General features: G+C 70.3%; 11 protein-coding genes. 9 read left to right on the top strand and 2 right to left on the bottom strand.

The window, feature by feature from the left end:
• Positions 1-147: 147 nt before the first annotated feature.
• The 4 genes from ACFVT5_RS19125 (at position 148) to argF (ending at position 4,296) form a co-directional block, all read left to right on the top strand.
• Positions 148-660 (top strand): hypothetical protein, encoded by a 513-nt coding sequence (locus ACFVT5_RS19125; RefSeq protein ID WP_389888743.1) that lies wholly within the window; start codon positions 148-150, stop codon positions 658-660.
• A gap of 353 nt (positions 661-1,013) precedes the next feature.
• The gene (locus tag ACFVT5_RS19120; RefSeq protein ID WP_389888740.1) at positions 1,014-1,784 is read left to right on the top strand and encodes a class F sortase; all 771 of its coding nucleotides are present in this window, start codon (positions 1,014-1,016) and stop codon (positions 1,782-1,784) included.
• Positions 1,785-1,879: 95 nt separating this feature from the next.
• Positions 1,880-3,115 carry an arginine deiminase gene (locus ACFVT5_RS19115; protein ID WP_389888737.1) on the top strand — a complete coding sequence of 412 codons (1,236 nt, stop codon included), beginning with the start codon at positions 1,880-1,882 and terminating at the stop codon, positions 3,113-3,115.
• A 161-nt stretch (positions 3,116-3,276) separates the two neighbouring features.
• Positions 3,277-4,296, top strand: coding sequence for an ornithine carbamoyltransferase (argF, locus tag ACFVT5_RS19110; RefSeq protein ID WP_389888734.1), 1,020 nt, complete (start codon positions 3,277-3,279; stop codon positions 4,294-4,296).
• A gap of 41 nt (positions 4,297-4,337) precedes the next feature.
• Here argF and ACFVT5_RS19105 read toward each other — a convergent pair whose 3' ends face one another.
• Entirely contained in the window at positions 4,338-4,820 is a 483-nt protein-coding gene (locus tag ACFVT5_RS19105; RefSeq protein WP_389888731.1) for an ATP-binding protein, read from the bottom strand.
• Between the two features lie 176 nt (positions 4,821-4,996).
• On the opposite strand from ACFVT5_RS19105, the gene ACFVT5_RS19100 reads away from it, so the two are divergent.
• The 3 genes from ACFVT5_RS19100 (at position 4,997) to ACFVT5_RS19090 (ending at position 7,405) form a co-directional block, all read left to right on the top strand.
• On the top strand, positions 4,997-5,830 hold the full coding sequence (locus ACFVT5_RS19100; protein ID WP_389888728.1) for an alpha/beta fold hydrolase: 834 nt from the start codon (positions 4,997-4,999) through the stop codon (positions 5,828-5,830).
• Positions 5,831-5,913: 83 nt separating this feature from the next.
• Positions 5,914-6,891, top strand: a complete 978-nt coding sequence (locus ACFVT5_RS19095; RefSeq protein ID WP_389888725.1) for a helix-turn-helix domain-containing protein — start codon at positions 5,914-5,916, stop codon at positions 6,889-6,891.
• A 121-nt stretch (positions 6,892-7,012) separates the two neighbouring features.
• Entirely contained in the window at positions 7,013-7,405 is a 393-nt protein-coding gene (locus ACFVT5_RS19090) for a hypothetical protein (RefSeq protein ID WP_389888722.1), read from the top strand.
• A gap of 107 nt (positions 7,406-7,512) precedes the next feature.
• On the opposite strand, the gene ACFVT5_RS19085 is transcribed toward ACFVT5_RS19090, so the two are convergent.
• Positions 7,513-11,106 carry a DNRLRE domain-containing protein gene (locus tag ACFVT5_RS19085; RefSeq protein WP_389888719.1) on the bottom strand — a complete coding sequence of 1,198 codons (3,594 nt, stop codon included), beginning with the start codon at positions 11,104-11,106 and terminating at the stop codon, positions 7,513-7,515.
• A gap of 476 nt (positions 11,107-11,582) precedes the next feature.
• Here ACFVT5_RS19085 and ACFVT5_RS19080 point away from each other — a divergent pair, with 476 nt between their 5' ends.
• Both ACFVT5_RS19080 and ACFVT5_RS19075 read left to right on the top strand, forming a co-directional pair.
• Positions 11,583-18,785, top strand: a complete 7,203-nt coding sequence (locus ACFVT5_RS19080) for a ricin-type beta-trefoil lectin domain protein (protein WP_389888716.1) — start codon at positions 11,583-11,585, stop codon at positions 18,783-18,785.
• Positions 18,786-18,848: 63 nt separating this feature from the next.
• A complete protein-coding gene (locus tag ACFVT5_RS19075) occupies positions 18,849-19,565 on the top strand; it encodes a hypothetical protein (protein WP_389888711.1) in 717 nt (238 codons plus the stop codon).
• The last annotated feature ends 7 nt before the right edge of the window (positions 19,566-19,572 follow it).

Here is a 19,572-nt window from a genome sequence, read left to right as displayed (position 1 = left end):
CGCGAGGGGCGGAATTTCCCGTTGGCGGACGAGTCACTGGAGATGCGGTGGCCCCGAGGGCGCTTTCACATGAGTGATCGACGGTGCCGACTCTCGTCAGCGCATGGGTAATGCCCCTCGCGCGGTTGGCGCCTGACGGAGGATCACATGAACGCACGACGCATTCTGGTCGCGGCCGGGATGGCCGCAGCGACGGCCGCCCTGGCCGTGGCGCCGGCCTTCGCCGCCGCCGCACCCGCCGGCGGCCCGGCGCGCGACGAGGAGACCCTGGACTTCCGGCCCAACCCGGCCCGCGCCGGCGGCTCGGTGGAGGTCACCACGTTCCACTGCGGGGAGAGCCAGTTCGCCTGGGTCGACACCGACTCGATCCGTGGCGCGCACCGGGTGAAGCTCACCAGGGGCATCGGCGACCGTACGCTGACGGGCCGCCTCCACCTGCCCGAAGAGACCCGGCCGGGCCGGCACGACATCACGGGCCGCTGCGAGAACGGCCCCGAACTGCGCGGTGTGCTCGAAGTCGTCCCCGGGCGTGGCGCGCAGGCCGGATTCGGCATCGACCAGAACAACACCACGCACGCGGTCGCCGGATCGGCACTGATCGCCGGTGCCGGACTCGGCGGGGCCTTCCTGCTGCGTCAGCGCCGCGCCCGCCAGGCATGACGTCCACGCAGGCATGAGGCCCGCGCAGGCATGAGGCCCGCGCAGGCATGAGGCCCGCGCAGGCATGAGGCCCGCGCAGGCATGAGGCCCGCGCGGACATGACCCCCGCGCCACGACCCCCCGTCGCGGCGCCCCGTACCGACCAGCCGCCGACCCAGTCGCCACCCAGCCGCTGATCAGCCGCCGACCACCCGCTCCCGGGCCGCTCCGGGAGCGGGATCCGCGCTCCCGCCCGCCCCCGGGGCCCCGCGCATCTCCGCCGGCCGGACCGCTCACCCCGGGGGCAGGCACACTCCACCGCCGAACCGCGCCGCGTACTCGCCTACCGTCGCGCCGCAGAAGGAGCCCGCCGAATGTTCTGGCAGCAGAAGACCGCCCGCGCGGCCTATGTCGACCCCGAGACCGCACACGCCCAGGCCGTACGCGCCGAGATCATGAACCCCCGGTCCCGGCGGGGCCGGCACAGGCGCGGCGGCTGGTCGATGATCGCCCTCGCCGTGCTTCTCGGCGTCCGGCTGGTCCAGGGGGACCCGTACGCCGACCCGCCGCAGCCCGCCGCCGCCGCGGCCGTGGCACCCGCGCCGGGCAAGAGCGGGCCGCAGGACGGCGCCAAGGGCTCCCGTCCCTCGCGCTTCGGGGAGATCGAGCCCGGCGCGCACGCCCCGATGACCCCGTCGCGTCCCGTACGCCTGGCGATCCGGTCGATCGGCGTGAACGCGCCTTTCATGGACGTCGGTTACGACGTGCACGGGCAGATCGACGCACCGCCGTCCACCCGGGCCGACATGGCGGGCTGGTTCGCGTCCGGGCCCACGCCGGGCGAGCAGGGCACGGCGGTGATCTCCGGCCATGTCGACACACGGTCCGGGCCCGCCGTCTTCTACTCGCTCGGCGCCCTCTCCAAGGGCTCGACCGTCGAGGTCGCGCGGGACGACGGCAAGACCGCCGTGTTCAAGGTCTACGGTGTCGAGGTCGTCCCCCGCGACGACTTCCCCGCCGAGCGCGTCTACGCCGACACCGGCACACCCGAACTCCGCCTCATGACCTGCGGCGGCACGTTCAGGGGTGGTCAGGGGTACGACGCCAACGTGATCGCCTTCGCCACACTGACCGACGTGCGCTAGGCACAGGCTCCCCGGCCCCGACCCCGGCCCCGGCGCCGCGCACGGGACTGTCCGAACCGCGCGCGTCGGGGGGCCGGGCGGGGAAGGATGGGCCCATGGGATTCCATGTCGACTCCGAGACCGGGCGGCTGCGCCGCGTCATACTCCACCGGCCGGACCTGGAGCTGAAGCGCCTCACCCCCAGCAACAAGGACGCCCTCCTCTTCGACGACGTCCTGTGGGTGCGCCGGGCCCGGCAGGAGCACGACGGATTCGCCGACGTCCTGCGCGACCGGGGCGTCGAGGTCCACCTCTTCGGCGACCTGCTCACCGAGTCGCTGGAGATCCCGGCCGCCAGAAACCTCGTCCTGGACCGCGTCTTCGACGAGAAGGAGTACGGGCCGCTCGCCACCGCCCATCTGCGGGCCGCCTACGAGACGCTGCCCGCCGCCGAACTCTGTGAGGCACTGGTCGGCGGGATGACCAAACGGGAGTTCCTGGAGCGGCACCCCGAACCGACCTCCGTCCGCTTCCACGCCATGGAACTGGACGACTTCCTCCTCGGCCCGCTCCCCAACCACCTCTTCACCCGCGACACCTCCGCCTGGATCTACGACGGCGTCTCCATCAACGCGATGCGCTGGCCCGCCCGGCAGCGCGAGACCGTCCACTTCGAGGCGATCTACCGGCACCACCCGCTGTTCCACACCGACCAGGCCGGGCCCTTCCACATCTGGTCCGAGGGCCAGATCGACTATCCGTCGACCATCGAGGGCGGCGATGTCCTGGTCATCGGCAACGGCGCCGTACTCATCGGCATGAGCGAGCGGACCACGCCCCAGGCCGTCGAGATGCTCGCGCACAAACTGTTCGCCGCCGGGTCCGCACGGTCGATCGTGGCGCTCGACATGCCGAAGCGGCGCGCGTTCATGCATCTGGACACCGTGATGACGATGGTCGACGCGGACACCTTCACGCAGTACGCGGGACTCGGCATGCTCCGCTCGTACACCATCGAACCCGGCGTGGACGCCACCGAGTTGAAGGTCACGGACCATCCGCCGGAGCATATGCACCGCGCCATCGCCGCCGCGCTCGGCCTCAGCGAGATCCGGGTACTCACCGCGACGCAGGACGTCCACGCGGCGCAACGTGAGCAGTGGGACGACGGCTGCAATGTCCTCGCCGTCGAACCCGGTGTCGTCGTCGCGTATGAGCGCAACGCCACCACCAACGCCCATCTGCGGAAACAGGGCATCGAGGTGATAGAGATCCGCGGCAGCGAACTCGGCCGGGGCCGGGGAGGGCCACGGTGCATGAGCTGTCCGGTGGAAAGGGACGCGGTGGGCTGAAGGGGTGCGCTGACACGGTGCGCTGACGCGGGCTCCTTGAAGGAGGGGGCGAAGAGGGTCCGTATAGAAATGTGGAATATCGTATAGACTTCCAAGGTCTCGCATTCCGCAGTCGCCAGTCGCCAGTCCCGTATCCCGCAGTCGTCCCAGGAGCCCCCGCCATGGTGCATGTCCCGACCGGTCTCGCCGGCCGTCACTTCCTCAAGGAGCTGGACTTCACCGCGCAGGAGTTCCTCGGCCTGGTCCGGCTGGCTGCCGAGCTGAAGGCCGCGAAGAAGACCGGCACCGAGACGCGGGGGCTGCGGGGCCGGAACATCGCCCTCATCTTCGAGAAGACCTCCACCCGCACCCGCTGTGCCTTCGAGGTGGCCGCCGCCGACCAGGGCGCCTCGACCACCTACCTCGACCCCTCCGGCTCACAGATCGGGCACAAGGAGTCCGTCAAGGACACCGCACGCGTACTCGGCCGTATGTTCGACGCCATCGAGTACCGGGGCGACAGCCAGGCCGCCGTCGAGGAACTCGCCGCCCACGCGGGCGTGCCCGTCTACAACGGCCTCACGAACGACTGGCACCCCACTCAGATGCTCGCCGACGTCCTCACCATGACCGAGCACTGCGCCAAGGACATCGACCAGGACGCGTACGTCCTCGCCTATCTCGGCGACGCCCGTTTCAACATGGGCAACTCGTATGTGATCACCGGAGCGCTGCTCGGTATGGACGTACGTGTCGTCGCGCCCAAGGCGTACTGGCCCGCCGAAGCCGTCGTCGCCCGCGCGCGGGAGCTGGCCAAGGAGAGCGGCGCCGTCATCACGCTCACCGAGGACGTCACCGAAGGGGTGCGGGGCGCGGACTTCGTCGCCACCGATGTGTGGGTGTCGATGGGGGAGCCCAAGGAGGTGTGGGACGAGCGGATCACCGCGCTCGCGCCGTACGCCGTGACCATGGACGTGCTGCGCGCGAGCGGCAACCCGGGTGTGCGGTTCCTGCACTGCCTGCCCGCCTTCCACGACCTGGGGACGAAGGTCGGCCGTGACCTTTACGAGAGCCATGGCCTGGACTCCCTGGAGGTCACCGACGAGGTGTTCGAGTCGGCCCACTCCGTCGTCTTCGACGAGGCCGAGAACCGGCTGCACACCATCAAGGCGATCCTGGTGGCGACCCTCGCCCGAGCCTGACCTCACTCAGCGGGCGCCACGGGCAGAGGACCAGTGGGCCGTCAGGAGTGCCGGCGCTGGCGTGGCACCGCGGGCAGTGTGAACCACACCGCCTTGCCGGTCTCCGTGGCCCGGTGCCCGCACGACGAACTCAGCGTGCGGATCAGCAGCAGCCCCCGCCCGTGCTCCTGCCAGGGATCCGGCTCGCCCAGCGGGCCCGGCCGGGTGAGATGGACGGGCGGCGCCGGGTCGGGATCGTGCACCTCGACCTGACAGCCGGTCGGCAGCAGCTCCACCACCAGCTCGATCGGATCGTCGCCCGCCGTGTGCTCCACGGCATTGGCGACCAGCTCGGCCGTGAGCAGCTCCGCGGTGTCACTGTCGGCTGCGTGCTCGATCTCGGCGAGCGCCGTCCGCACCAGGGCACGCGCGACCGGCACGGCCGCCGCGGTGTGCGGCAGCGCGATACGCCAGGAGGCGGGGGCGGAGGGTTCGGGCACCAGATGTCCGTTCGGGGAAGCAGGTGGTCCTGCTGTCAGCTTCATGAATGGTACGGGGTGCCGGAACCGGGCCGACCGTAGGGAGAGTGGGGGACCTCCGCCCCTGGTCGGCCAATGGTGCGGGCGCCCGCGACGGGTCAGGATGGACCCAGCACACCTTGCACACACGCAGCACACCTCGCACGCACGCAGCGCAACCCGCACGCACGGGAGGAACCGCGATGCCGGACGTCGAACTCTCCGGAGGCACGCTCACGTACGCGGACAGCGGAGGGGACGGCCCGGTCGTCGTCCTGCTGCACGGGCTGGTCCACGACGCCACGGTCTGGCGCAAGGTCGTCACCGCACTCGGTCCCGGATACCGCCTGATCACCCCGACGCTGCCCTACGGCGCCCACCGCACCCCGATGAACCCCGACGTGCCGCTCACCCCGGACTCCGTCAACGCCATGATCGTGGAGTTCCTCGACCGCCTCGACCTGCGGGACGTGACCCTGGTCGAGAGCGACTGCGGACGTGCCCAGACCGTCGCGGCCCGGCATCCCGAACGGCTCGCCCGGCTCGTGCTGATCTCCTGCGAGGCGTTCGACAACTATCCGCCGGGGCTGCCCGGCAAGATGCTCACCCTCGCCTGCCGGGTCCCGGGCGGGATCTCCTTCCTGGTGCGGACCCTCGGTCTGAAGGCCCTGCGCGGACTGCCCATCGGGATCGGCGCCCTCGCGAAGTACCCGATCCCCGACGAGATCGTGGCGGGCTGGCTGAGTCCGCTTCGTACCGACCCGGCGATCCGCGCCGACTTCCGCCGCTACGGCCGGGCCGTGCGCAGGACCGAACTCCTCGAAGCGCTCGACGGCCTGGCGAAGTTCGACCGGCCGGCCCTCGTCGTCTGGGCGACCGAGGACCTGATGATGCCGCGCGAGCACGGCAGCCGCCTCGCCGCGCTGCTGCCGCAGGGCCGGCTCGTCGAGATCGCCGACTCCCGGACCCTGATCGCCGAGGACCAGCCGCGGGAACTGGCAGACGCACTCAGACGGTTCATTACTACGACGGGCTGAAGTCCGGCTCCGCGCGTCGGATCGCCGCCTGGGGGAGCAGGGGGTCGGACGGTCGGAGACTCGATGAGGAAGCGGTGGGGGCCATGCTGATCGAGACAGTGTTCAGAACCGAGGACGAACCGACGGCGGACCGGTTCGACAGTTGGCGTGAACGGATGGCACAGACGCACGCCCCGATGGACCTCAGCAGCGATCACGCGGCGGACTTCCGCGCGTACCAGAGGTTCATCGGGCTGGGCCCGGTGACCATGTGGCCTGCACACTTCCAGCCGCTGCGCTTCCTGCGGACGCCGAAGCTGATCCGGCAGTCCGATCCGGAGGTGTACCACCTCTCCCTGCTCCAGCAGGGGGACGCCGGCGTCACGTGGGGCGAGCAGAACACGGCTTATCGCCCCTACGACTTCCATGTGAACGATTCCTCGCGGCCCTATGAGATCTGGACCGGCCCCGGGCCGATCAGGATGGTGGGTGTCGAGGTGCCTAAGGCGCTGCTGCCGCTGCCCCGGGACCGGGCCGACCGGATCATCGAGCACCGGCTGTCGGCGCGGGAGGGGATCGGCGCCCTGCTGGCGCAGTTCCTCGTCCAGGTGACCGAGCACGCCGACCAGTACACGCCGTCCGACGGGTCGCGGCTGGGGACGGTTCTGCTCGATCTGGTCACCGCGCTGTTCGCCCACACCGTCGACGCGGACGATTCCGTACCGCCCGAGGCCCATCGGCGGCAACTGGCCCTGGAAATCCAGGCGTTCATCCAACGGCGTCTCCAGGACCCCGACCTGACCCCCGGGGTGATCGCCCAGGCGCACGGTATTTCTCTCAGCTATCTCCACCGGCTTTTCCAGGACAGGGACGAATCCGTCTCCGCCTATCTGCGCCGTAAGCGCCTGGACCGCGCGTGCGACGACCTGACCGATCCGGCGCTGCGCGGCATTCCCGTCCATGCCATCGCGGCGCGTTGGGGTTTCACCCACCCGGCCGCCTTCAGCCGGGTGTTCCGCGCCGCTTACGGCATTCCACCGACCGAGTACCGCCGCCAGGCCCATGTCCGTCCTCGGGTGTAGACGGAGCGTCAAGCAATTGTGGACGGCTCGCCAACGACGGTCGGGCCGGTCACGGGCATGCTGAGGGAAGACGAACAAACCCTTGCCACACAGGTCGATACGTGGATCACACGGGGGAACAATGGAACAGCCCGAAGTGGTGATGGAGGGTGTGGAATTGCCTGAGGCCCGCCCGGAGATCGCCGCCGCACTGAGGTCCCTCTCCGACGTCGCGTACCAGCAGCGCGCCTGGATACGGCGCATGCCGGCGTCGCATGATCCGGTGGGCGATCTCACGATGACGTTCAATCTGCTGTACGACCACTACCGCGTCCTGGCCGACCCCGAAGCCGCCCTGGGACCGGTACTCAGAAATGACGCGGAGGTCGCCGCCATGCAACGCCTGGCGGAAATCCTGGACGCGCTGATCGAGGAAAGGGGATGGGCCGAGGACGGGGAATACATGGCCGACCCGGCGTGGCCCGCAGTGGTGGAAGCAGCCGGAACGGCCCTCCAGGAAATGTGCCGCCGATAGGAACCCCCGCGCCCGGTCCCGCGCCCCCGGTCCCGAACGAACGGCTCCGCACCCCGGGAGGGGGTGCGGAGCCGTTCGGTGTGGCGAGCCGTTCGGTGTGCGGGGGCTCAGCCGATGGCCATCTTGTGGATCCAGCCGCCTCCGCTGTTGCTCACGATCTCCGTGCCGGAGCCGGACAGCGCGGTCCGGGAGCCGGCGTAGAAGCGGACCGCGCCGTCGGTGCGGACCGTCCAGATGTCCGGGATGTTGTCGCCGTTGGCGTCGGGCGTGCCGAACAGGAAGCGGATGTTGCCGCTGCCCCACCCGGAGGCCCCGTACTCTTCGTCCACCCCCTTCGCGGAGTTGGCAGCCGCCGCGAGGGAGTTGAGGTCGACCCCGCCGCCCGAAGCCGGCTTGCCGGTGCGCAGGAGGAGTCGGCCGGTGATGTCCGTGCGGTAGATCAGGTCGGTGATCCCGTCGCCGGTGACGTCCTGGACGGTGACGATGTCGCGCTCGGTCCACGACGCGCCGGAGAGCTGGACGGCCTGCTCGATACTGCCGCCGTTGTAGCCGGTGAAGGCCCAGAGCGCGTCGCCGACGGTGAGGAGGAAGTCGGTCTTCCCGTCCCCGGTGGCGTCCCCGGCCGCCACGATCTGGGTGATCGTGGAGGGGGCGGGCGCGTTCGTCGGCAGCAGCACCCGCTGGCGCTTGTCGATGTTGACGGCGCCGTAGCCGTCGCCCGGATAGACCCACAGCGCGTTCTCGCGGACGGCCACGAGGTCCTGGAGTCCGTCGCCGCCGTAGAAGTCACCGAGATGGGTGATCAGGGTGTTCTTCCAGTATCCGGAGGGCGCGGCGGCGTAGGCGGGCAGACCGTCGTCGCCGTTGGGGTCCTTGGCGGGGTTGCCCCGGTAGGCGCCTGACATGGAGTAGTCGAGGTCACCGGTGCCCTTGGCCAGGTCCGTCGTGGACTCGGACGGGTAGAGACGGAGATTGCCGTTGCCGTCGACCACCATCAGATCGGGCTGCCGGTCACCGGTGAAGTCGCCCGGCGCGTCGGCCTTGTCCCTCGGGGTCACGTAGAAGAAGTACTTGAGCGGCTGGGACACGTTCCCCGCGCCGTCCACCGCACGCACGTACAGCACGTTCGGTCCGGCGAGCGGCGGCTTCACGTTCGACACGGAGGTCGTCGTGGTGGTCGGGGCGCCATTGGTGCGCGTGACCGAAAAGGGGTACGACGCCTGGTTGAAGCCGTACTCGAACCGGACCACGTCCGTCTGCCGGGCCCGGAAGGTGAAGGTGCCCGCCGTGCCGAAGGCGACCGTGCTCCACTTCGAGTCCTCGGCGTCGTTCCCGAAACCGTTGTCGGCGGCGTCGGCGTCCGGGAACTGTGTCGAGGACGCCAGCGGCGGCGACGGCTTCGAGGTGTCGTACACGAAGCGGCACGGGATCTTGCTGTGCGAGTAGGCGGAGGAGGCGCCGAACTTGTCGACGGCCTTGGCACGCCACGAGTACGTCGTGCCGTTGACCAGCTTCAGACCGGTGCTGCCCGTCGAGAACGGATCGGTGTGCACCCGCGCCGAACTGTTCTGGCTGCCCACCGACACCTTGCCCTTGGCGCCGAGCAGATTGGTCTTGCTGCCGCCCGTCGGCCACAGCTCGAAGTTCACCGAGGCGAGGTTGCCGTCCTTGTCGGAGCTGTTGGCCCAGAAGGTCAGCGACGACGCACCGACGTTGATGTACGGCGACGTGGTGTCACAGCTCAGATCCGGGTCCAGGTCGAGGCTGGAGGGGATGGCCGGCGGCCGGTTGTACGACAGGTCGACGTACGGGTCGTTGCCGCCGTTGGCCTGGAACTTCTTCCACGAGTACTGGGAGTTCTCGTCGGAGGCGCGCATCCCGATCGTCATCGTCTTCCAGCCGCCCGCGACGGCCTTCTTGGCACTCGCCTTGACGTCGAAGACGACGTACTCGTCCGGACACGAGCCGGACTTCCAGCCGTGCGCGAAGCTGCCTCCGCCGATCTTGTTGCCGCTGTTCATCGCCGGGGCGTTCTTCCAGTTCGTCTTCGAACTGATCGACCCGGTGAGATGGACGGTCATGCTGCGGGCGCTGCACGACCAGGAGTATGTCTCCAGGGCGCGCAGCTTCGCGCTGTGCACCGTGGAGCCCTTGAGGTCCGGGTCCCAGTCGATGGAGAAGAACGACCGTGAGGTGCCCCAGGTGTCCGACTCGAAGCCGACGCGGGCCTCGTCGGTGCCGCCCCGGTTGAAGTTCTTGCCGTTGTAGAAGGTGGCGGTGGGGTGGCGGCTGTACGCGGTCGTCCAGTCGTTGGTGTGCTTCTTGACCGACGGGTCGACGAAGACGGGGTACACGGTCGTCGGGTCGGCGAGGAACGCCTGGTCGGGGCTGAACACCCAGGTGCCGTCGTCCAGATCGACGTCCACGAGCGACCCGTGCGAGTCGGGCTGCGGGCCGTTGACGCCGGACAGCGAGAGCGTGGCGGCGGCACCGGTCTGGGAGGGCAGCGGGCTCGGTTCCGGCGGTACGGGCGGTGAGGTGCCCTCCATCTCGGCGATGACCGACGGATCGGCGGCCTCGTCGGTCGCCTCGGGCAGCACCTCGGGAGTGGGGTCCTCCTGGTCGGTGTCGGCCATCGAGTCGGTCGGTTCGGGCGATTCGGACGGCTCCTCCTCCGGGGTGCCGGTGACATCCGGCTCGGAGGGGATGACCTCGGGCGCGGTCGGTGAGGCGCTGCTGCCCGCCTCGCCGTCGGTGAGGGCCGGGGTGCCGGCGCTGTCCCACATCAGCGGGGTCGGTGCCTCCGCGATGTCGGCGCCGTCCGGGTCGGTGGCCGAAACGATGCCGGTGACCGGGTCGAGCGCGAAGTTCAGGTCGGGGGAGCTGAGCCCGTACACCAGGCGTGCCACGCGCGGATCGGTCGCGGCCTCACGGTTTTTGACGACGAGGAGCTGCGCGAACCCGCCGTCGGCCGCGGTCAGGACCAGGTCGGCGCCGGGCAGGATCTCCGGGTACAGGGCGCGCGGTCCGTCGATGACAGGGGTCGGCACGGCGTCCGGCCAGGTCAGCACGATGTCGTGACCGTCCACCGTGAGCGTCACCAGAGGGTTCGCGGCGGCGGTGGCGGAGTCGCCGAGCAAGGGGGCCCGGCGGGGAGTGGAGCGGTCGGCGTGCTGGGTGGTGCGCTCACCGGCACCGGAGCCCGCACCTCCCTTGGCGCCCTTCGCGTACGAAGCGCCCTTGGCGCCCGTGACACCCTTGGCACCCTTCGTCCCCGACGGCTTGCCCGCACCGCCCGAGAAGACCATGCCCACATTGGTCGCCTTGGGTGCCCAACCGCCGTCCACCCGGCGCAGATCCGTGTCGATGGCCTTCCAGACCCCGCCCACCTCGGCCCGGATCGGGCTCGCGTGGATCCGGCGCTGGAGGAGTCCGTCCGGGCGCGCCCAGGTCGTCGCGTACGCGGTGCGCAGCGCGGTCGCCTCGACGGCCTTGCCGGTCTTCTTGGCGCGTGCGGCGGCATCGGTCTCCGCCAGCGGCGCGGCCCGGCCGGCGTCGGCGGGGCGGCGCGGCTGATCCTCCTGATCGGAACCGCTCAGCGCCACGACCGTGAGGCCGGACGCCGCGATGACGGCGGCGGCGACGGCCGCGACCGGCCGGCGCGCGGACGAGCGGCGCCATCGGCTCCATCGGCTCGGCATGAGTTTTCCCTTTCCCCCTGTGAAACAGCTGTGACAGCTGCGACGACAGCCGACCGATCATGGCTCAGCTCCCGGGGACCGTCACCCGGCAGCGTGGCGCGGACGGCGTCGGACGGCGTGCGGCGTTCCGCGCCGTCCACGGCCCGGAAACGGCGTGACCAGGTGCTCCCGACGGACACTCAGATGCCAAAGCGGTACACAACGGGACGCATGGAGAGGGCATTTGGGGAGGCCGGTGCGTGAGTGGGCGACAGGTCCCAAAAGTGCCGCAGATACGTATGAGCATGATCAGCGGCATGGGTGGCTCTTTGCTGTATCTGGCGACATAGCCGACCGATTTGCATCCGTGACGATGATCACATGGTCACGGGCCGTCTGGTCTTTCTTCACAACTGCCCCACAGAATCAGGGCGTTCGCTGGCCGCACCTCCGCACTGTCCGGGTGCGGCCTTCTGTCGCCCGGGGGGACCTCGTCCGTGCCTGCTTTCCTGTCCGCGCTCCGCGCTCGCCGTGCGCGCCTGCGCTCCGCGGTGGTGCCCGTCGTCGGCGCGGCCCTGCTCGTGGGGCTGCTGCCGTTCACGGCCGCCGCCCAGCCGCCGAACCCCGAGGCGGCCGAAGTCGCCCGCGACGACGTGTCGTTGGAGGGGATCCCGGCTGAGCAGCGGGTCGCCGGGAGTACGTACAACGCCGGGCTCGACAGCATCGAGGCCGCCGCGCCCACCGACCAGGAGCAGGCCCCGGCCGGTACCGTCACGCCGCCCACGGGCGGCACCGGCTCGGTCACCTTCGGCACCGCGGGCGCCCAGCAGGCCGCCGCGCGGACCACCGCCGAACCCGCCGCTCTCGACCCTGTCGCGCTCGAACCCGTCGGCACCCTGCCCGTGAAGCTCGGCCAGGCCCCCGGCGCCGCCCTGCCCACCGGCACCTGGCAGGTCGGGGTCTCCCCGCGTACCGCCCCCGAGGCCGAAGGCATCGACGGCGCGCTCGTCACGGTCACCGCCCCCGCCACCGGCTCGGTGCCCGTATCGGTGCAGCTCGACTACAAGGCGTACCAGAACTTCTACGGCGCCGACTGGGCATCCCGGCTGACCTTCGTACAGTTCCCCGAGTGCTACCGCACGACGCCCGACGTCGAGGAGTGCCGGGCCTACGAGGAGCTGGAAACGGTCAACGACACCAGCGCCAAGACCCTGACGGCCACCGTCGACACCGCAGCCGACGGCACGGTGACGCCCGCGTCGGCGACCGAGTCCCCGGCGCCCGGCACCGGCGTCGCACAGGCCGCCTACCGCACCGGCGCCCAGCAGGCGGCGGACGGTGGTGACAGTGCCGTGATCGGCGCGGTCGACTCCGGCGCCGGCGAGAGCGGTTCCTTCAAGGCGACGCCGCTGGAGTCCAACGGCAAGTGGTCGGCGGGTGGTTCGTCCGGCGCCTTCACCTGGTCGTATCCCGTCAAGGTCCCGCCCACGCCCGCGGGCCCAGCGCCGGAGATCTCCTTCGACTACAACTCGCAGGGCGTGGACGCGAAGACGTCCACCTCCTCGCCGCAGGCGTCGTGGATCGGTGAGGGCTGGGACTACAACCCGGGCTACATCGAGCGCCGCTACCGCACCTGCAAGGACGACCGCGAGGACATCGCGGCCGGTGCCGCCAACAACGCGGCGAAGAAGGCCAAGACCTCCGACCTGTGCTGGGTCTCCTACAACGCCGTGATGTCCCTCGGCGGCTCCACGACCGAGCTGGTCCGCATCGGCGAGACCGACCGCTACCGCCCGCAGCACGACGACGGCACCCGCGTCGAGCTGAAGACCGGCGCCACCAACGGTGACAACAACGGCGAGTACTGGGTCGTCACCAAGCGGGACGGCACCGTCTACACCTACGGTCTCAACAAGATCGGCGGCGGTCACGCGGACACCCAGTCCGTCTTCACCGTCCCCGTCTTCGGCAACCACCCCGGCGAACCCTGCCACGCGGCCACCTTCGCCGAGTCACGCTGCCAGAGCGACGCCACCAAGCAGCAGGCATGGCACTGGGGCCTGGACAAGGTCACCGACGTCAACGACAACGTCATGATCGTCAACTGGCACCAGTCGACGAACTACTACGCCGTCAACAAGAAGTTCAAGACACCCGAGAAGTACGTCCGCGGCGGTCTGCCCGACTCCATCGAGTACGGGCTGCGCGAGGGCGCACTCGGCGCCACCCCGGCCGCCGAGGTCAACTTCCTGCTCCAGCAGCGCTGCCTCCAGGGCTCCGCGGTCTGCGAATCGGCCAAGTTCGACGACACCAAGAACCCCGCCTCCTACCGCCCCTGGTGGGACAGCCCCGGCAACCTGAACTGCAAGAGCGACTCCAAGCTGTGCCCCGCCTTCCCGTCCTTCTGGAACCGGCTGCGGCTCGGCGGCATCACCACCTACGCCCAGCGCCCCGGCGTCGCGGGCCTGTCCAAGGTCGACACCTATCAGCTCAACCACTCCTTCCCGCGCGACTGGTACGACACCTCGCCCGGCCTGTGGCTCAACTCCATCCAGCACTACGGCTTCCGCGCCGGTGACACCAGCGGCACCCTGCTCACCCAGTCCGGAGTCAGCTTCAAGCCGTATGTCGTCGGCACCGGCTCCGCGCACCCCCTCAGCACGTATCTGAAGGACCAGCAGCTGCCCAACATGGTGCCCCGCAACTCCTCCGACCCGCGCCCCGGCTTCACCCGGCCGCGCATCGGCGCCGTCGCCACCGAACACGGCGCCGACATCGAGGTCACGTACAAGGGCGGCTGCCGTACGCAGCCCGACGTGGCGCCCGAGGACAACCACGGCACCTGCTTCCCGGTCCGCTGGTCGCCCGACGCCGAGGTCGAGAAGCCCGCGCTGGCCTGGTTCAACAAGTACGTCGTCCACACCGTGACCGAGACCGACCGGATCACCGGCGTCTCCGCCCGGATGTCGACGCGCTACGACTACTCGGGCGCCGCCTGGGGCAAGAGCGACGACGAGTTCAGCAAGCCCGCCCTGCGCACCTACAGCGAGTGGCGCGGCTACCAGCAGGTGGCCACATCGAAGGGCAACAAGATCTCGGCGGCCCCCGGCCGCCCGCAGACCCAGTCCTACGCGGTCACCCGCTACTTCCGCGGCGCCGGCGGCCCGGTCAAGGACTCCACCGGCACCGTGACCCTCGCCGCCGACGACCTCGCCCCGTACGCGGGCATGACCGCCGAGACCATCACGTACACCGGGACCGGCGGCAAGGTCGCAGGGCGGGTCCTGAACCGGCCCTGGGCCCAGCAGACCGCCTCCCGGACGCGCGACGGCGGGCTCGCCCCGCTGACCGCGTACCGCAGCGGCTTCGAACGCAGCGACACCGTGCAGACCCTCGGCAGCAGTTGGCAGGGCGTGCGGACCACCACCGTCGTCGACGACACCTACGGACTGCCGCAACAGGTCGAGTCGGCCGTGGTCAAGCCGGGCGGCAGCGGCGGTGAGACCCTCAGCGACCAGACCTGCGCCAAGACGTTCTACGTGGTCAACGAGGCGGCCAACCTCGTCGGCCTGCCCAAGGAGATCCGCACCACCGCCACTTCCTGCGCCGACCACGCCACCGCCGACCCGGCCACCCAGGTGATGAGCGCCGTCCGCACCAGCTACGACGGCGGAGCCTGGGGCGCCGCGCCCACCAAGGGCCTGGCCACCACGACGGCGACCCTCGGCGACGACGGCTCCGCCTACTCGAACGTCACCACCAGCACCTTCGACCCGCTGGGCCGGGTGCGGAAGATCACCGACCCGCTCAAGGGCGTCTCGGAGACCCAGTACACGCCCGGCGACATCGGCGGCCCCGTCACCGCGATGAAGAAGATCAACCAGAAGGGGCACGCCTCCACCACCACGCTCGACCCCGGCCGCGGCCTGGTCCTGTCGGTGACCGACGCCAACGGGCATGTCTCGCGCATGGAGTACGACGCGTTCGGCCGTCTGGTGAAGGGCTGGTCGGCCGACGCCGCGACGCCCGACGTCCTCATCGACTACCAGATGGCGACCGCGTCGCCCACCGTCACCCGGCCCACCGCCGTCACCGTCCGCTCCCTCAAGGACAACGGCGGCTACAGCCGCCAAGTGACCGTCTACGACGGCCTGATGCGCCCCGTGCAGACCCAGGACGAGGCCCACGGCCCCGGCCGTATCGTCCAGGACACGCGCTACGACGACCACGGACTCGTCTCCGAGCAGACCGGCTCCTATCTCGCCAAGGGCGAGCCGGAGACCGGCCAGTTCAAGCGCGTCAGCGACACCCTGGTGCCCAACCTGGTGCGCACCACCTTCGACGGCGTCGGCCGCCCGGTGCGCAAGACCACCGTGCACAGCGGCAGTGCCGTCTACTCCGACACCGTCGAGTACGGCGACAACTGGACCATCTCCCGCCCGGCCGGCGGCGCCACACCCGCCGTACGCGCCTACACCGACGCGCGCGGCCGGATCACCCGCGTCGACCACTCCACCAACCGCACCCAGGACGAGTGGCGCACCACCGGCTACTCCTTCGACGCCCGAGGCAACCGCACCGAGATCAAGGACCACGCGGGCAACCTCTGGACGTACACCTACAACGCCCGTGGTCTGCTCGCCTCCGCCACCGACCCCGACATCGGCGACGCCTCCTTCACCTACGACGCGCTCGGACGGCAGGCCACCGCCACCGACTCGCTCCGACGCACCACGTACACCGAGTACGACGCGATCGGCCGGGTCCTGAAGGTCCGTCAGGGCTCCGCGACCGCCGACCCGGTCAAGTCGTTCACGTACGACCTGCCGGGCGCGCTCGGCAAGGCCGTCAGTTCCACCCGGCACGACAACGGCGCCGACTGGATCGACCGGATCACCGCCTACGACGACAAGTACCGCCCGACCACCCGCGAGATCGTCGTCCCGTCCCAGGCCGGGCCCAAGCTCGCCGGCACCTACACCTACCGCTACGCCTACACGGAGAGCGGCAAGCAGCTCTCCGTGAGCGTGCCCGCGATCGGCGGTCTGGCCGCCGAGAAGGTCATCACCCGCTACGACGAGGACGGTCTGGCCCAGTCCACCTCCGGCCTGAGCTGGTACACGTCCGACGTCACCTACTCCGCGTATGGCGAGCCCCTGCGGACCGTCAGCGGACCCCAGCCCTACCGGGTGTGGACCACCAACTTCATCAACCAGGAGACCGGCCGCCTCCAACGGACCGTCTGGGACCGTGAGACCGCGTCCTCGCACCGGATCTCCGACTCCTACTTCTCCTGGGACCGCGCGGGCAACCTCACCTCCGCGGCACGCAAGCAGACCGACGGCACCACGTCCACCTGGGACAACCAGTGCTTCACCTACGACTACCTCGGTGAGCTGGTGCACGCCTGGACCTCCGGTCTCGCCGTGACCGCCGCCACCGGCTGCAAGTCGGCGTCCGGCACCGCCTGGGGCTACCGCAGTGACGGCCAGGGCAGCACCGGACCCGTCGCCGAGGCACCCGACGCGGTCACCGACGCCGCCGCGCCCGACGCCGAGATGCAGGCGTCCCTCGACGCAGCCGCACCCGCCACCGGGTCGGTCGCCACCACCGTCGGCTCCTACTACCAGTCCTTCACCTTCGACGCCGTCGGCAACCGGGCGTCCCTCACCGACCACGACCCCGCCAACCCGGCCCTGGACGCGCGGACCACCTACGGCTACGGCAAGACCGTGACGGGCAACGGCACCGGCGCCCCCACCCTCACCCAGCCGCACCTGCTCACCAGCGTCGACCGCCCCACCGGCACCGACCCCACCTACGTCAACGACGCCACCGGCAACACCACCGAGCGCCACCTCACCGGCGGCGACCAGATCCTCGACTGGAACGCCGAGAACAAGCTCGCATCGGTCACCGGAACCGGCGACGGCTCGGGCCCCATCACCGGCCTCGGCGGCAAGTGCCTCGACCTCCAGTCGAACGTCCTCACCGACGGCACCCCGCTCCAGCTCTACAGCTGCAACGGCACCGCCGCCCAGGCATGGCAGACCACCGGCGACACCCTGCGCATCCGCGGCAAGTGCGCCACCGTCAACGGCGCCCTCGTCCAACTCGCGGTCTGCAACGGCACCACCGCGCAGAAGTTCACCCTGCGCGCGTCCGACAAGGCGTTCGTGCACGCGGCGACCGGCAAGTGCCTGGCCGTCCCCGGCGGCGTCGAGACCGACGGCACCGACCTCCAGGTCGCCACCTGCGCCACCGGCGCCGCCCAGCAGTGGGCTCTCGCCGACCGCACCACGTACGTCTACGACGCCGGCGGCAACCGCGTCCTCCAGAAGTCCGCGGCCGGCACCACCCTGTTCCTGGGCGAGACCGAGGTCGCCACCGACCCCAAGGGCAACCTGCTCAAGGCCAGCCGGATCTACCAGCACTCCGGCGCCCCCTCCGTGGTCCGCGTCAGCAAGAAGGGCAGCGCCGACCACGTCCTGAGCGTGCTGCTCAACGACACGGTCGGCACGGCCACCACCTCCGTGGAGCAGAGCGAGGGGCAGCCGGTCACCCGCCGCTCCTTCAAGCCGTACGGCGAGGTACGCGGCACCCGGCCCGACAGCTGGCCCAACGCCCGCAGCTACCTCGGCACCGGCATCGACGACACCTACTCCGGGCTCACCCACATCGGCGCCCGCGAGTACGACCAGTCGACCGGACGCTTCCTGTCCGCCGACCCCGTGGTCGACTTCGCCGACCCGCTCCAGATCAACGGCTACGCCTACGCCAACAACAATCCGATCACCAAGAGCGACCCCGACGGGCTCCAGCCCATCGAGTGCTGGGAAGGCATCGCCGTCTGCCAGGGCGGACGCATCGTCAGCGCCAAGAACGACGCAGTGAAGCCGGGCAAGGCGCTCACCGTGGAGACGGTCACCAGGAAGGACAAGACCGTCCGTGTGTTCTACGACGACCGAGGCGTTCCGCACACCGAAGGCGCCCCCAATGACACAACGAAGAAGTCGGAGCGCATCGCCATCAAGTACATGAACGACGACCTGCGCTCGTCGCTCAAGCTGTACGACGCGAAGACGGGCAACGGCAGCCAGTTCCTCTGGCAGGACGACAACGGATTGCTCCCCAAGAAGGGCCTGGTCCACGACGCGAACGGCAACCACCGGGTGGGGGGCGCGACCGCCGACTACATCAAGGTGACCTGGAAGAACGGCAAAATCGTCGACGTGGAGACCTGGGACGCCAACGAGTCCAAGCAGGCCGTCGACGCCAAGTCCCTCAGTTCCATCGAGACGACCGTCAAGGGCAAGCTCGACCCCATGGGGAGGAAGCCGCAGACCCAGAACGTCGTCTTCGTCGCCCACAGCATGGAACAGGCGGAAGCCGTCCGGGACAGGTTCGTCGGCAACGCCAATGTCCGAGTGATCTTCGCGGGTGACGGGAAGCCGGGATCCGCCGTGTTCGACACCCATATGTCGGGCGGACTGCGCGGTGCGGGTGCCCCGGCGACCGGGAGGTCCGGCGGCGGTGGCGAGAGCGGCGGCAAGCGTGGCGGCGGCGGTCGTCTCGGCGGCAAGCTGATGAACGGGGCCGGCATCCTCGGCGACCTCGCGTTCATCTGGCAAGGAATGAAGACACTGGAACGCGGCTGCGACGACATGGTCATCTCCTGCGGCCCACCGGAGTACATCTGATCGGCGCGGCCTGCCACAGTGGGCCGCGCACCGCACTACAAGAGGGGAACACCAGGGGACGCCATGGCCAAGCAGCGCATCACCGTCTGTCTGCCGCCCGTCGGCCCCGACGGGCTGAAGCAGGCGATCGGGCGGGCCATGGCCCCCTTCCGGTACGACCGTGAGGACGTCCCCCACCCGGACTGGGTGGGGGAGTGGGACTACTGGTTCGTCTCCGGGGCGGGCTGTCTCTTCGACGTACGGCCCGGCCACGAGGACGACCCCCGGCTCGTGCGGCACGACGACTGGACCGAATCCGCCGAGGACCTGCCGCCGTCCCGCTGCCACGGCGGCCCGCGCGGCCTCCTCGACCTCGACACGCCCCGCGCCGCCGAGGCCCGCCGGGCGGCCGGCACCTGGACGGCGTACCACGCCTTCGCCGACCGCCACCCGCCCGCGCTGCCCTTCCACCACTTCGAGGAGCGGGCCAGGACCCTGGAGCCGGAGCACGTCAGAGAGGCGGCCGTCGCCGCCTTCCGTGAACAGCCCCTGATCCAGGCGATCGAGGCAGACCCCGCCCTGGAGGAGCGGTTCACCTCCGACCCCGCCCTCCACCTCGACGAGGACCAGGACACCTACGTGTCCCGCCATGTGGCCGCCGTCCTGCCCACCCCCGCCCTGCTCACGCTCGACGGGCGGTGGGTGGAGGGCGGCGGCCCCGACTACCAGCGGACGTTCAACACCTACCTGGACGCCCTGCCCGGCGACGCGATGGCCGTCCGGGTGCTCTACCACTCGTGACGGACCA

This window comes from Streptomyces sp. NPDC058001, from assembly GCF_042886315.1.
In the GTDB taxonomy this organism is placed as follows: domain Bacteria; phylum Actinomycetota; class Actinomycetes; order Streptomycetales; family Streptomycetaceae; genus Streptomyces.
This window is presented reverse-complemented; position numbering and strand designations above follow the sequence as displayed.

What these genes read in the sequence shown, in the direction of transcription:
- ACFVT5_RS19090 (WP_389888722.1), top strand. Translation starts at nt 7,013, where the DNA reads ATGGAACAGCCCGAAGTGGTGATGGAGGGTGTGGAATTGCCTGAGGCC.
- argF (WP_389888734.1), top strand. Translation starts at nt 3,277, where the DNA reads ATGGTGCATGTCCCGACCGGTCTCGCCGGCCGTCACTTCCTCAAGGAG.
- ACFVT5_RS19100 (WP_389888728.1), top strand. Translation starts at nt 4,997, where the DNA reads ATGCCGGACGTCGAACTCTCCGGAGGCACGCTCACGTACGCGGACAGC.
- ACFVT5_RS19125 (WP_389888743.1), top strand. Translation starts at nt 148, where the DNA reads ATGAACGCACGACGCATTCTGGTCGCGGCCGGGATGGCCGCAGCGACG.
- ACFVT5_RS19105 (WP_389888731.1), bottom strand. Translation starts at nt 4,820, where the DNA reads ATGAAGCTGACAGCAGGACCACCTGCTTCCCCGAACGGACATCTGGTG.
- ACFVT5_RS19120 (WP_389888740.1), top strand. Translation starts at nt 1,014, where the DNA reads ATGTTCTGGCAGCAGAAGACCGCCCGCGCGGCCTATGTCGACCCCGAG.
- ACFVT5_RS19085 (WP_389888719.1), bottom strand. Translation starts at nt 11,106, where the DNA reads ATGCCGAGCCGATGGAGCCGATGGCGCCGCTCGTCCGCGCGCCGGCCG.
- ACFVT5_RS19075 (WP_389888711.1), top strand. Translation starts at nt 18,849, where the DNA reads ATGGCCAAGCAGCGCATCACCGTCTGTCTGCCGCCCGTCGGCCCCGAC.
- ACFVT5_RS19095 (WP_389888725.1), top strand. Translation starts at nt 5,914, where the DNA reads ATGCTGATCGAGACAGTGTTCAGAACCGAGGACGAACCGACGGCGGAC.
- ACFVT5_RS19115 (WP_389888737.1), top strand. Translation starts at nt 1,880, where the DNA reads ATGGGATTCCATGTCGACTCCGAGACCGGGCGGCTGCGCCGCGTCATA.